This window comes from Halarchaeum sp. P4 (genome assembly GCF_051195175.1).
GTDB lineage: Archaea > Halobacteriota > Halobacteria > Halobacteriales > Halobacteriaceae > Halarchaeum.
The window spans coordinates 85,702-97,594 of sequence record NZ_JBNTKC010000001.1 but is presented as its reverse complement, the minus strand read 5'-3'; the positions used below and the strand labels follow the sequence as shown (position 1 = coordinate 97,594).

Annotated in this window: 12 protein-coding genes and 2 tRNA genes; 4 read left to right on the top strand and 10 right to left on the bottom strand. The window is 67.5% G+C overall.

The features are described 5' to 3' along the window. Window positions 1-143: 143 nt before the first annotated feature. The 6 genes from ACQUS8_RS00535 to ACQUS8_RS00510 all read right to left on the bottom strand — a co-directional run bounded on the left by ACQUS8_RS00535 (window position 144) and on the right by ACQUS8_RS00510 (window position 5,229). A tRNA-Leu gene (locus ACQUS8_RS00535) sits at window positions 144-228 on the bottom strand. 49 nt (window positions 229-277) lie between these two features. Further along, complete coding sequence (locus tag ACQUS8_RS00530) at window positions 278-772, bottom strand: DUF309 domain-containing protein (RefSeq protein WP_435095330.1); 495 nt, start codon at window positions 770-772, stop codon at window positions 278-280. A gap of 54 nt (window positions 773-826) precedes the next feature. Next, entirely contained in the window at window positions 827-1,984 is a 1,158-nt protein-coding gene (locus ACQUS8_RS00525) for an ABC transporter ATP-binding protein (protein WP_435095326.1), read from the bottom strand. Window positions 1,985-1,988: 4 nt separating this feature from the next. Next, window positions 1,989-2,915, bottom strand: a complete 927-nt coding sequence (locus ACQUS8_RS00520; RefSeq protein WP_435095323.1) for a carbohydrate ABC transporter permease — start codon at window positions 2,913-2,915, stop codon at window positions 1,989-1,991. A 1-nt stretch (window position 2,916) separates the two neighbouring features. Further along, window positions 2,917-3,864 (bottom strand): carbohydrate ABC transporter permease, encoded by a 948-nt coding sequence (locus ACQUS8_RS00515; RefSeq protein ID WP_435095320.1) that lies wholly within the window; start codon window positions 3,862-3,864, stop codon window positions 2,917-2,919. Window positions 3,865-3,885: 21 nt separating this feature from the next. Continuing rightward, the gene (locus ACQUS8_RS00510; protein ID WP_435095317.1) at window positions 3,886-5,229 is read right to left on the bottom strand and encodes an ABC transporter substrate-binding protein; all 1,344 of its coding nucleotides are present in this window, start codon (window positions 5,227-5,229) and stop codon (window positions 3,886-3,888) included. Window positions 5,230-5,371: 142 nt separating this feature from the next. Between ACQUS8_RS00510 and ACQUS8_RS00505 the strand changes: the two genes are divergently transcribed. Next, window positions 5,372-6,211 carry a succinylglutamate desuccinylase gene (locus ACQUS8_RS00505; protein WP_435095314.1) on the top strand — a complete coding sequence of 280 codons (840 nt, stop codon included), beginning with the start codon at window positions 5,372-5,374 and terminating at the stop codon, window positions 6,209-6,211. On the opposite strand, the gene ACQUS8_RS00500 is transcribed toward ACQUS8_RS00505, so the two are convergent. After that, window positions 6,151-6,597 carry a UPF0179 family protein gene (locus tag ACQUS8_RS00500; protein ID WP_435095312.1) on the bottom strand — a complete coding sequence of 149 codons (447 nt, stop codon included), beginning with the start codon at window positions 6,595-6,597 and terminating at the stop codon, window positions 6,151-6,153. The genes ACQUS8_RS00505 and ACQUS8_RS00500 overlap by 61 nt on opposite strands. Window positions 6,598-6,689: 92 nt before the next feature. On the opposite strand from ACQUS8_RS00500, the gene ACQUS8_RS00495 reads away from it, so the two are divergent. Then, complete coding sequence (locus ACQUS8_RS00495) at window positions 6,690-7,184, top strand: AAA family ATPase (RefSeq protein WP_435095309.1); 495 nt, start codon at window positions 6,690-6,692, stop codon at window positions 7,182-7,184. Here ACQUS8_RS00495 and ACQUS8_RS00490 read toward each other — a convergent pair. Continuing rightward, entirely contained in the window at window positions 7,156-7,539 is a 384-nt protein-coding gene (locus ACQUS8_RS00490) for a DUF5820 family protein (protein ID WP_435095306.1), read from the bottom strand. The two genes, ACQUS8_RS00495 and ACQUS8_RS00490, sit on opposite strands and share 29 nt — an antisense overlap. Window positions 7,540-7,640: 101 nt before the next feature. Beyond that, a tRNA-Glu gene (locus ACQUS8_RS00485) sits at window positions 7,641-7,766 on the bottom strand. A gap of 183 nt (window positions 7,767-7,949) precedes the next feature. Between ACQUS8_RS00485 and ACQUS8_RS00480 the strand changes: the two genes are divergently transcribed. Next, a complete protein-coding gene (locus ACQUS8_RS00480) occupies window positions 7,950-9,143 on the top strand; it encodes an MFS transporter (protein ID WP_435095303.1) in 1,194 nt (397 codons plus the stop codon). A 3-nt stretch (window positions 9,144-9,146) separates the two neighbouring features. Here ACQUS8_RS00480 and ACQUS8_RS00475 read toward each other — a convergent pair whose 3' ends face one another. Continuing rightward, window positions 9,147-11,117, bottom strand: a complete 1,971-nt coding sequence (locus ACQUS8_RS00475) for a 3-hydroxyacyl-CoA dehydrogenase NAD-binding domain-containing protein (protein WP_435095300.1) — start codon at window positions 11,115-11,117, stop codon at window positions 9,147-9,149. A gap of 141 nt (window positions 11,118-11,258) precedes the next feature. Here ACQUS8_RS00475 and ACQUS8_RS00470 point away from each other — a divergent pair, with 141 nt between their 5' ends. After that, the gene (locus ACQUS8_RS00470) at window positions 11,259-11,840 is read left to right on the top strand and encodes a DNA-3-methyladenine glycosylase family protein (protein ID WP_435095297.1); all 582 of its coding nucleotides are present in this window, start codon (window positions 11,259-11,261) and stop codon (window positions 11,838-11,840) included. The last annotated feature ends 53 nt before the right edge of the window (window positions 11,841-11,893 follow it).

Sequence of the window (11,893 nt, the reverse complement as noted above, 5' to 3'; positions counted from 1 at the left end):
CGAGAGAACGCCCGCCGTCTCGAAAACGTTCGGGTCCGCGCAGACGACGACGCCGTCGCTCGCCGAGTGGGTCAGTAGGAAGGTTGTGCGAGGGAAGTCCGTCCTGGACTTCCGCACGATGGGTGCGTCGCCGCACCATGACGTGCGAGGGAAGGGATTCGAACCCTTGAACCTCTACAGGAACGGATCTTGAGTCCGTCGCCGTTGGCCGAGCTTGGCTACCCTCGCGCGCACTCTGAGGGTACGTGCGCGGTGGGTTAAACGACGCGGTTTCGCTCTACTCGACGCGCTCGGCGTAGGCGTAGTCTCGCTCTGTCGCGTCCGGACGGGTGCCGTCAAGGGTGATGCGCCAGCCCTCGATCTCACCCGGGTCTTGGAGTGCGGTGGCGAGCGTCGCGCGGACGTCCCGGACGTCGACGCCGTAGAAATCGTCGGGGACGCCGGCGAGATACTGACGTGCGGTGTCGAAGAGCGAGCGCAACCCGGCCTGGTCGTCGAAGTCGACGTGTTTGTACGCGCCGGCGGCGACCTGCACCATCCCGTGGCAGAACGCGCTCTCGGTGGTGCCGCTGCCGTAGTTGTACCACTCCGCCTCGAAACAGTCGTGGGCGGCGTGGTAGTCGCCGGCGTTGTAGAGGCGGACGCCGTGGAGGGTCGCTCGCCGGAGCGTGCCGTGCGCCCACCCGTTCGACGCCATGCGCTCGCGGTCCCACCCGGTCGGTGACCCAGTGGTGGGCGGGGCGACGGCGTCGTCGCGGGTGTGGTCGCTCACGCCGACGGATTGCCGCTCCGAGCCCCTAACGCTATCGCCGGGGCCGCGGGAGCCTCAGACGCGTGCGGTACTCGTCCCGTCCTCGGACTTCTCCGAGAAGTCGACGCGGCGGTTGTGAAGCGCCTCGCCGGTCTCGGCGTCGAAGACGTGGACGGCGTCGATGGGGAGGTGGACGGTGACGGTGTCGCCCTCCTCGATGCGGCGCATGCCGTCCGCGATGCCGATGAGCGAGTCGTCCATCGAGCGCTCCCGGCCGAAGTCGAGGTGGACGACGTGCTCGTTGCCCATCGGCTCGACGACGTCCACCGTCATCTCGAACTCGTGGGGGCCGGGCGAGGACGCGTGCTCCTCGCGAATCTCGATGGACTCCGGGCGGACGCCGAAGACGACGTCCCCGGTGTCGCCGACGGCGTCGAGGATGTCCGCGTCGAACTCGTAGGTGAACTCCTCACTGACGAAGCGCTCGCCGTCGATCTCGCCCGCGACGTGGTTCATGTTCGGTTCGCCGAGGAACTCCGCGACGAAGAGGTTCGCCGGCTCGTGGTAGAGCTCGAGCGGCTCGCCGACCTGCTGGAGTTCGCCCCCGTCCATGACGGCCATCCGGTCGCTCATCGTCATCGCCCCCGTCTGGTCGTGGGTGACGTAGACGGTGGTGACGCCGAGGTCCTCCTGGAGCTGCTGGAGCTCCGTGCGCATCGTCGCGCGGAGCTTCGCGTCGAGGTTCGACAGCGGCTCGTCCATGAGGAACACCGCGGGGTCACGGACGATGGCGCGACCGAGCGCGACCCGCTGTTGCTGGCCGCCGGAGAGTTCTGTGGGCTTGCGGTCGAGGAGTTCGGAGATGTCGAGGAGGTCCGCGACTTCCTCGACGCGCGCGTCGCGCTCCTCGTCCGTGTAGTCCGGCTCCTCCTCGAGGCCGAACTTCATGTTGTCGTGGACGGTCATGTGCGGGTAGAGCGCGTAGTCCTGGAAGACCATCGCGACGTCGCGGTTCTGCGGGACGCGATAGGTGACGTCGTCACCGTCGAAGTAGATGTTGCCCTCCGAGGGCGACTCCAGTCCGGCGATACAGCGCAGTGTCGTGGACTTCCCACAGCCCGACGGGCCGACGAGCACGAGGAACTCGCCGTCCTCGATGTCGATGTCGAAGTCGTCGACTGCGGTCACGTCACCGAAGCGTTTCGTCAGGTTCGAGATGTTGATTTCTCCCATAGTGTCAGGCCTCCGTAGCGAGTCCTTTCGCGAACTGTTCGGCGAACGCGACGTAGATGATCAGCGTCGGGAGCGCGGCGAGGAACGACGCGGCCATCCGGATACCGTAGTCGACGCCGCTGATGGACGCGCCGAGCGCCGGCAGGACGAGCGTCACTGTCGCCGCCTCGCTCGATGCGTTCCCGATGAGCGTCAGCGAGAAGAGGAACTCGTTGTATATCTGGGTGAACTGGTAGATGAAGACCACGCCGAACATCGGCTTGCAGAGCGGGACGATGATGCGGTAGTAGATCTTCGTCACGCTCGCGCCGTCGATCATCGCGGACTCGACGAGCGAACTCGGCAGGGTCTGCATGTAGGAGCGGAAGAGGATGGTGATGATGGGGATGCCGTAGGCGACGTGCGTGATGATGAGCGGCACGAGCACGGCGTGCTCCGTGGTGAAGAACGGCAACGCCGCGACCGAGGAGCTGATCATCGACCCGAGCGGGAAGATGTTGTTCCAGAAGCGCGCGAGCGGGACGAGGACGGCCTGGTAGGGCACGAAGATGCCGACGATGAAGAGGCTGAGGACGGCGAGTTGGCCGCGCCATTCGACCATCGTCAGCCCGTAGGACGCCATGCTCGCGAAGATGACGGTGAGTATCGTCGCCGGGATCGACATGACGAGCGAGTTGACGAGCGGGCCCTTGAGCCGGTTCCACGCGAACTGCGCGTTGTCGAGCGCGAACCCGTCGCCGAACGGCGGGAGGAACGGCAGGGTTCGCGAGACGGCGGCGTCCGACTTGAACGCCGTCATGACGCCGGTCTCCAGGGGCGCGAGGAAGAACGCGACGAAGAAGACGACGAGCGCGTAGAGCGCCGCGCGCTTCCACGAGAGGTTCGTGTACCACTGTACGACGTCGTCGGATGTGGGTGTGGAGACGGACATCTCAGAGGCTCCCGTGCTTGTGCTGGTAGTAGAGGTACGGTGCGATGACGCCGAGCGCCATGATGAGCAGCATCGTGGCGATGGCGGCCGCGTACGCCCACTGCGTGTACTTGAACGCCTGACGGACCATTAGCGTCGCCAGGATGTCGGTGCCGGTCGGCGGGCGGAAGACGCCGGTCAACGCGTAGAGGAAGGTGAACGCCTTCAGGGCGAACACCATGAGGACGACGGCGGCGCTCACCGAGGACGCGCGCAACTGCGGGATGATGACCCGCCAGTAGATGCGCGCGGTGCTCGCGCCGTCGATCATCCCGGCCTCGAACTGCGAGGTGGGTATCGAGCGGAGGCCCGCGAGGTAGACGACCATCGCGTAGCCGCTGAACTGCCAGACGAGCGCGAAGATGACCGCCGCGAGCGCGAGCTTCGGGTTCCCGAGGAAGTCGATCGCGGAAAACCCGAGTCCGGTGACGATGAGGTTGACGATGCCGCTGTTCGGGTCGTACATCCACACCCAGAGTTGGGCGGTGACGACGAACGAGAGCGCCATCGGCAGCAGGTAGATCGTCTGTATCGACTCGGAGTAGCGGACGTTCCGGTCGAGCAGGATGGCGAGCGCGAGGCCGAGGACGAGACAGACGACGGTGAACACCACCAGCAACACCAGCGTGTTCTGGGCCGCCATCTGGAACGTCTCACTCTGGAACGCCCGCTTGTACATCTCGAAGTCGAGCTGGCCGTAGCTCGCGGACGCCAGCCCCTCGTAGTCGGTGAAGGAGATGGCGACGTTCCAGCCGATACCGGCGTAGACAGCGCTCCCCATGATGAGGAACGGAATCCCCCAGAACGGGAGCGAGCGCACGAACTGGCCGTTGAGGACGTATCGGAGCTTCGTCCACAGGGACGCCTCGCCGGAGTCCGACCCGACGCTTGTCGTGTTCTGTGTAGCCATAAATAATCGGTGAGGACGGCGTTAGCTACTGACGGCGTCGACGAGCGCGTCAGCGGTCTTCTCGACGTTGAACGGCCCCATGAAGTTGTTCCCGAACGCGCTCTTGCACGCACCGAGCGTCTCGGGCGTGACCGCGAGGCCGTGTGCGATGGTGGGCGGCAGCTGCTCCGCGGAGAGCAGGTGGTTGTAGTTCATCTTCAGGAAGTCGGTGAGCTCGTTCGGGTCGACGTCGGTCCGGAGCGGCACCGAGCCCTTCGGGTTGTTGTAGGCGATCTGGGCGTCCTTCGAGCCGACGTACTTCATCCACGTGATGCTCTTCTCGGGCGTCGGGTTGTTCTTCGGGACGACGAAGGAGTCGAGGTGGAAGAAGTACATTCCCTCCGTCCCCGGGAAGGGCACCCAGTCCCAGTCCTCCTTGTAGTTGAAGCTATCGTCGGAGCGGTACATCCCGTACGCCCAGTTACCCTGGTGGATACAGGCGGCCTCCCCGGAGATGACCTTCGAGTTCGCCGTCGTGAAGCTGATCGAGGAGGAGTCGTCGTTGATGTAGTTGGTCAGAATCGTCTTGAGAGACTCCAGCGCGTCGACGATGGCGGCCCGGTCGGGATTCCCCTCGATGAAGTTCGTGTACGCCTCGACGCCGGACTGGCTGGTGAGAATCTGGGCGAACAGCTGGAGGTTCGTCCACGGCGCCTTCATCGCCTGCGCCATTGGCGCGGCGTCCGTGTTCTGGTTGACCTTCTCGAGCGCGCTGATGAGCGCATCGACGCTGTCGAGCGAGGAGGCATCGACGCCCGCCTCCTCGAAGAGCTTCGTGTTGAAGAACAGGTTGTTCATCCGGTGGGAGCCGAGCGGGACGGCCGGCATCTTCCCGTTGACCGTACACGCCTCGACGGTCGCGTCGTGGATTTTGTCCTTCAGGCCGGCGGCGTTCCAGACCTGTTCCTCGACGTCCCAGAGCGCGCCCTCGTAGCGCGCGAGGTTCTTCCCGGGCCAGTTGGCGAACGAACTCATCGGGTTGTTGTTCGCCAGACGGCGCGTGATGGTGGCGTTCAGGCTGACGTTCGCGCCACCGCCGATACCCTTGAACTTGACCGGCATGTCCGGGTGCTTGTTCTTGAAGTCCTGTTCGAGCGCCTGCACGGCGGCCGCGCCGTCGCCGCCGAGCCAGCCGTGCAGGAGTTCGAGCGGCGCGCCGGAACTACCGCCGCTGCCGTTGCTCTCGTTTCCCCCGTCGGTGTCGTTGCCGCCGCCCCCACCGCCGCCGGAACTCGAACAGCCCGCGAGTCCGGCCGCACCGAGCGCACCGAGCGTGGTCACGTAGCGACGCCGACTCCCCGTCCATTCCGAGTCTTGAGAAACCATGCGTATGGCTAGCTCGGAATCATTCATGATTGTTATAGAGTGTTTCGGTCACGTCAATTATAAATAGAGATATATAAAGCCTGTCTCGCGACGAACGAAACGCCCGAACGCACTTGAGCGTCCGTCGCCTAGCCGGTTCCGAATGCGCGTAGTCCAGTTGGGTGACGGCACGCCTGAACTCTCAGTCGTGGGTGGGGTCCACGGCGACGAGCCATGTGGCGTGCGCGCCATCGAGCGACTCGAGGCCGACGACCCCGACGTCGAGCGACCAGTGAAGCTCATCGTCGCCAACGAACTGGCGCTCGACTACGGCGTCCGGTACGTCGATGCCGACCTGAACCGGGCGTTCGGCGACGACACACCCGACGACGCCCACGAGCGGCGCGTCGCCGAAGCGCTCGCCGAGGAAGTCGAGGGGACGACAGCGCTCTCCATTCACTCGACGCAGAGCCACGCCGACCCCTTCGCCGTCTCCGACGGGCGCCAGGACCACGTCCGGGAGTACGTTCCTCAACTTTCGGTCGCGGCGCTCGTCGACACCGAGGACTTCGGCCAGGGTCGGCTCTTCGCCGCGAACGCCGACATCATCGAGGTCGAGGCGGGCCTCCAAGGGACCGAGACCGCCGCCGAGAACGCCTACACGCTCGCCCGCGAGTTCCTCACCGCCGCCGGCGCGCTCCCCGGTGACACCGTCTCGCGCGAACTCCCGACGTTCGCGATGGGCGACCCGATTCCGAAACCCGAGGCGGAGGAGTACGAGGTGTTCGTCGAGAACTTCACCGAAGTCGAGGCTGGCGAGACGTTCGCCGCCGCCGACGGCGACCCGGTCGTCGCCGAGGAGGACTTCTGGCCCGTGCTCGTCTCGCCCTACGGCTACGAGGACCAGTTCGGCTACGAGGGCGAACCCGCGCCCAACATCGGTCAGTCGCCCTCGGACGGCGCGAACTCCACGAGCGTCAACTCCCGGTCGAGCGCGCAGTAGTCCTGCGGCGGGTCGCCGACGATTTCCCGAATCTGGTACTCTTCGTCCTGACTCGCGCCCTTCGGCACGCAGTATTCGTGGCCCGGACAGTCCACGTGCGGACACGGCCCTGCGAGCTTCCCCTTGCTCCCCGCGTACGCGCCCTTCGACGGCACCGCCGCCGTAATCGAGGCGCGCTCGACCTCGACGGCGCGGACGCCGTCGTCGTGGACCGCGCAGTCGAGCGTCTGCCCGCCCTCGCGCACGTCCGTCACCTCGTAGCGGACGCCCTCGTCGAGCGTCAGACACTGCTTGCGGTACGGACAGCCCTCGCAGGCGTCCGACTCGCCACGATAGACGAACTCGGCGCCCACCTCAGCGAGCGCCGTCCCGAGGAGGGTAATCATACATCGTCGTTCGGCCTCCGCGTGGTTAAGCGTCCCGTCCGCCGCGCCCGCCGTGCGCCGGCGGCCGCAGGGTTTTCGCGCCCGCCGCGCCGATGTCCGCCGTGCGCCTCCTGCTCTGCGGGCCGCCCGGCGCCGGCAAGAGCACGCTTGCCCGCCGCCTCCAGTGGCGACTCGCCCGCCGCGGCGTCGGCGTCGCACTCTATCACTCCGACGCCTACCGCACCCGGACCTACGAGCGCCTCTACGAGCGCGCCCGCGAGCCACGGGACTGCATCGTCGACGGCACCTTCCACCGCCCCGAGTGGCGCGAGCGCTTCCGTGACTTTGCGGACGCCCGTCTCGTCCACGTCACCGCCGACCGCGACACCTGCCTCCGGCGCGACTGGGAGCGCGACGGCATCGGGCGCGCCGGCGTCGAAGCCGTCTACAGCGCGCTCGAAGCGGACCCGCCGGACGCAGACTTCACGCTGGATACCGAGATACTCCCCGTGGCAACGGCGCTCGACCTCCTCGAGGCGAAAGTAACGTCGTGGTACGACCTGCGACGGGGAGGCGAGGTCAGCCCGTTAGCTCGGCGAGCCGACTGAGGTACTCCTGTGGTGGCGCCGCCGCGTAGACGCCCTCGAAGTCGACGTCGCCCCGCGAGAAGCGTCGCGCCGCCTCGACGGCGGCCTCGACGGCGTCCACGCGCGTCTCGTGGCTCGACTCCAGCGCCTCGACGTGGACTTCCGGTTCGAGCGTACACGCGACGTGCCACTCGTCGGTTCGTTCGTCGCCGCGCCGCATCGGCACGTCCGGGGAGCGCGTCGAGACGTAGAGCGTCGGAAGGTGCGCCGAATCGTAGGCTGCGCCCTCGAAGACGTCCGGGCGGAACACCACGACGGCCCGCCCGCCGTCGTCGTGCCACACGACCCACCCCTCGGGGAGCTCGTCGAACGACATACGCGAGGGTGGGCCGCGACGCCGGTAAGCCCTGTCGGTCACGAATCGTGAATACCGAGAACACGGCCGTCGCTCGCCGAGTAGTGTCGTGAGGAAATGGATGCTCGGTCAGGGATTTGAACCCTGGTCGTCGGCTGTCTTCCAAAACCAGCCAGTTCAGCTCAGGCCGAAACCGGCTGTATTTTGCCGAAAGGCCAACATGATTGGCCGGACTACACCAACCGAGCGCATTCTCTGATTCCGGCGGGGAAATAATAAACCCGTCGAACCAGACCAGCACTGGTCCCCCTTCACAGGGGTTTCTCGACGTGCGTCCGGCGTCGCGTCCGTGTGGCCTGTCACCACCCCGTTCTCGGCAACGCGGGTGGTTTCCGCGGGCCCTTTGTTCGACACGGACGACTGTCCGACGGATGACGATTCTCCCCTCTCTCAGGCGGTTCCGGCCCGGCGTCCTCGCCGCGGCGTTCGCGACCTTCGTCGTGTTCCTCGGTATCGGCGTCGTCGACCCCGTCCTCCCGACGATCGCGGAGTCGATGGGTGCCTCGCACACGATGGTCGAACTGCTCTTCACCAGCTATATCCTCGTGATGTCGCTCGCGATGCTCGCCTCCGGCGCGGTGGCGACGCGCATCGGCGACAAGCGGACGATGGCGCTCGGCGTCGCGCTCGTCGCCGTCTTCGCGGGCCTCTGTGGCCTCGCGCCGAACGTCGAGGCGCTCGCAATCCTGCGGGGCGGCTGGGGGCTCGGCAACGCCCTCTTCACGACGACGGCGCTCGCCATCGTCGTCGGCCTCTCGCGGGGCGACACCGGCTCCTCCATCACGCTCTTCGAGGGCGCGCTCGGCATGGGTATCGCGTCCGGCCCGCTCCTCGGGGGCTTCCTCGGGTCGCTCTCGTGGCGCTACCCCTTCTACGCCGCCGCCGCGATGGCGACCGTCGGGCTCCTGATTACGCTGTTCGCCGTCGACTCCCCCGAGGGCGAGGAGCGCGACCAGTCCGTCGCGGACGTCCTCGGCGCGCTCCGCGACCCCGGTGTCGTCGGGAACGCGCTCGTCGGCATGCTCTACACGTTCGGCTTCTTCGTCGTCCTCGCGTACACGCCGCTGACGCTCCACGGCCTCTCCGCCGTCGGTCTCGGCCTCACCTTCTTCGGCTGGGGCGCGCTCCTCGCCGTCGGGTCCGTCGGCGTCTCCCACCGTCTCGTCGCGCGCTACGGCGCCGTCACCACCATCGGTGCGACGCTCGCCGGGTTCGTCGGCGTGCTCGCCGCGATGGGGCTCGTCGGCCCACAGGGTCGGCTCGCGCTCGTCGTGCTCTCCGGGCTGTTCTGCGGCGTCGCGAACGCCGTCCTCACGACGCTCGCCATCGACGTCTCGCCCTACTCGCGCTCGGTCTCCTCGGCGTCCTACAACTCCCTGCGCTGGTTCGGTGCGGCGTTCGCGCCCGTCCTCTCCGGCTACCTCGGGGGCCACTACGGCGTCGAGACGCCGTTCTTCCTCGGCGCCGGCCTCGTCGCGCTCGCCGTCCTCGGCCTGCTCGTTCGGGGCGACTCGCTCCGGCGGGCCGTTGCGGCGCCCGAGGAGGCCGTCGCGGGCGCCGACTGACGCTCAGTTCCCCTCGAACTCGGGCTCGCGCTCGCCCATGAACGCCGTGATGCCCTCCATGAGGTCCTCGGTGTTCAACAACTGGCCGAACGCCTGTGCCTCGGCTTCGAGGCCGGCCTCGCGGCTCTCGCGGCCCGCGCGAATCGCGCGCTTCGTGTAGCGCTGGGCAATCGGCGGCCCCGCCGCGAGGTCGCGCGCGAGTTCGAACGCCCGCTCCTCGAGGTGGTTCGCCTCCACGATCTCGTTCAGGAAGCCGTAGTCCGCCATCTCTTCCGGTGGATAGCGCTCGGCGGTGAGAATCATCTCCTTCGCGCGGCCCTCGCCGACGATGTCCGGGAGGCGCTGGGTGCCGCCCCACCCCGGCAGGAGGCCGATGTCGTGTTGGGTCATCCCGAGTTCGGAGTCGTGGCTCGCCACCCGGAGGTCCGCGCAGGCCGCGAGCTCCATCCCGCCGCCGTAACAGTAGCCCTCGATGCCGACGACGACCGGCATCTCGCACTCCTCGAAGCGCGCGAACGCCTGCTGGCCCTGCCGCGCGAGTTCGACGGCCTCGACGGCGTCCGCGTTCCCCGCGATGCGCTGGACGTCCGCGCCCGCGCTGAACGCCTCGCCCGTGCCCGTCACGAGAATCGCCCGGACCTCCGGGTCGTCCTCGAGGGCGTCGACGGCCTCCACGAGTTCGTCGAGGAGTTCGGCCGTGATGGTGTTCATCCGATGCTCGCGGTCGAGCGTGATGTGCCCGACTCGGTCGCGGATGTCGAGCGTGATGTCGTTGAACGCCGTTTCCTCCTCGATTTCGGAGATTTCGTGGTGGAAGTTCTCGCCCGCGCCCGCCCGCCGCACGAGCTCCTCGGCGGGCGCGTAGCGCGCCGCGTCCGTCTCGCCCTGCAGTTCCGCGAGCGTCTCATAGAGAGTGACGAGGCCCGCGCGATCGGCGAGCTTCGCCGGGCCTTCGGGGAAGCCCGCGCCGAGCATCATCGCTTCGTCTATCTCCTCGGGCGTCGCCACCTCGTCGCCGACGAGCTTCGCCGCCTCGTTCGCCATCACCGCGAGCAGGCGGCGCTCGACGTCGTCGCGCGCCTCGTCCGTCGGGATGGTCGGCCCATCCTCGTCCTCGTAGTCGTAGAACCCGCGCCCGGTCTTCCGCCCGAGGTCGCCCGCCTGCACGTGCTCGTGGAGGAGCGGGCAAGGCTCGTAGGCCGCGCCGAGTTCCGCGTGGAGATAGTCGAGGACGTCCGTCGCGACGTCGAGGCCGATCTGGTCGGCGAGACGGAACGCGCCGTTCGGCAGGCCGATGCCGTAGCGCGCCGTCGAGTCGACCTCCTCGACCGTCGCATCGCCGTTATGGACGATCCACGCCGCCTCGTTCAGCAGCGGGACGAGGACGCGATTGACGACGAACCCGGGCGTGTCGTGGTTGACGTGAATCGGTGTCTTCCCCATCGCCCGCGCGAACTCCATCGCCGCATCGACCGTCTCGTCGTGGGTGTGCGCGCCCGGAATCACCTCCACGAGTTGCATCCGAATCGGCGGGTTGAAGAAATGCATCCCGCAGAAGCGCTCCGGGCGCTCGACGACCTCCGAGAGCTCCGTCACGGAGAGCGCAGACGTGTTCGTCGCGATGAGTGCGTCCTCGGCGACGTACTGGCTCACCTCCCGGTAGACGTTCTTCTTCACGTCCACCTTCTCCGGCACCGTCTCGACGACGACGTCCGCGTCCGCCACCGCCTCCTCCAGGTCGACGACGGGGTCGACGCGCTCGAGCGCGGCGTCCGCCTCCTCGGTGGTCAGTTCGTCCTTCTCGACGAGTTTCTCCAGGCTCCAGCGGACCTCCTCGTAGCCCGCCTGTACGAACTCCTCCTTGATGTCGCGGAGGGCGACTTCGAAGCCGGCGAGCGCGGCGACTTCGGCGATGCCGTGCCCCATCGTGCCGGCACCGAGAACCGCGACTGTCTCGATGTCCTCGACGTCCATGGCGGACACTCGCCACCTGCCCCCGTGAACGTTATGCCCACGATGGATTGGCCTGGTACCAAACCCCACTGTCTACACGGTCGGCGGAACGGTGTTCGCACCGTCCGACAAGCATAGCCGCGCGGAACGCCTGCCGTCGGTATGGACGATTCGGACACCACCGACCCCTATGCTGTCGTCCGGAACGACGACGGTCTCCGCCCGCTCTACGAGACGCACGGTGAACTCGGCCCCGAGCGCGCCGACGACCCCTTCGAGCGTCTCGTCGTCGCCGTCACCAACCAGTCCGTCTCGCTCGAATCCGCGGCCGCCGTCCGCGAGCGTCTGCGCGACGTCGTGGAGTTCGCACCGGCGAGCATCCGCGACGCCGACCCGGACGCCCTCCGCGAGGCCGGCCTCAGCGACACGAAGGTCCGCGCGCTCCGCGAACTCGCCGAGCGCTATCCCGAGGGTATCGACCACGGCGACTTCGCCGACCACACGAACGACGAGGTGCGCGCCGAACTCGGCGAGGTGTACGGCGTCGGCGACTGGACCGCCGACATGTTCCTCCTCTTCGCCCTCGGCCGCGAGGACGTCTTCCCCGTCGGCGACCTCGGCGTCCGGAAGGGCATGACGAACCTCTATGGCCACGAGACGCGCGCCGAGATGCGCGACTACGCCGAGCGCTGGGTGCCCTACCGGAGTTACGCGACACGCTACGTCTGGAAGGCAGAGGAGTAACTGGGACGGCGCGGCGATTCGGCACGGCGACGGGTGCGACTTCTCGTCGGCAA

Excerpts from the sequence above, each read along its gene's own strand:
- ACQUS8_RS00525 (WP_435095326.1), bottom strand. The coding sequence starts at position 1,984 with ATGGGAGAAATCAACATCTCGAACCTGACGAAACGCTTCGGTGACGTG.
- ACQUS8_RS00520 (WP_435095323.1), bottom strand. The coding sequence starts at position 2,915 with ATGTCCGTCTCCACACCCACATCCGACGACGTCGTACAGTGGTACACG.
- ACQUS8_RS00515 (WP_435095320.1), bottom strand. The coding sequence starts at position 3,864 with ATGGCTACACAGAACACGACAAGCGTCGGGTCGGACTCCGGCGAGGCG.
- ACQUS8_RS00510 (WP_435095317.1), bottom strand. The coding sequence starts at position 5,229 with ATGGTTTCTCAAGACTCGGAATGGACGGGGAGTCGGCGTCGCTACGTG.
- ACQUS8_RS00505 (WP_435095314.1), top strand. The coding sequence starts at position 5,372 with ATGCGCGTAGTCCAGTTGGGTGACGGCACGCCTGAACTCTCAGTCGTG.
- ACQUS8_RS00500 (WP_435095312.1), bottom strand. The coding sequence starts at position 6,597 with ATGATTACCCTCCTCGGGACGGCGCTCGCTGAGGTGGGCGCCGAGTTC.
- ACQUS8_RS00495 (WP_435095309.1), top strand. The coding sequence starts at position 6,690 with ATGTCCGCCGTGCGCCTCCTGCTCTGCGGGCCGCCCGGCGCCGGCAAG.
- ACQUS8_RS00490 (WP_435095306.1), bottom strand. The coding sequence starts at position 7,539 with ATGTCGTTCGACGAGCTCCCCGAGGGGTGGGTCGTGTGGCACGACGAC.
- ACQUS8_RS00480 (WP_435095303.1), top strand. The coding sequence starts at position 7,950 with ATGACGATTCTCCCCTCTCTCAGGCGGTTCCGGCCCGGCGTCCTCGCC.
- ACQUS8_RS00475 (WP_435095300.1), bottom strand. The coding sequence starts at position 11,117 with ATGGACGTCGAGGACATCGAGACAGTCGCGGTTCTCGGTGCCGGCACG.
- ACQUS8_RS00470 (WP_435095297.1), top strand. The coding sequence starts at position 11,259 with ATGGACGATTCGGACACCACCGACCCCTATGCTGTCGTCCGGAACGAC.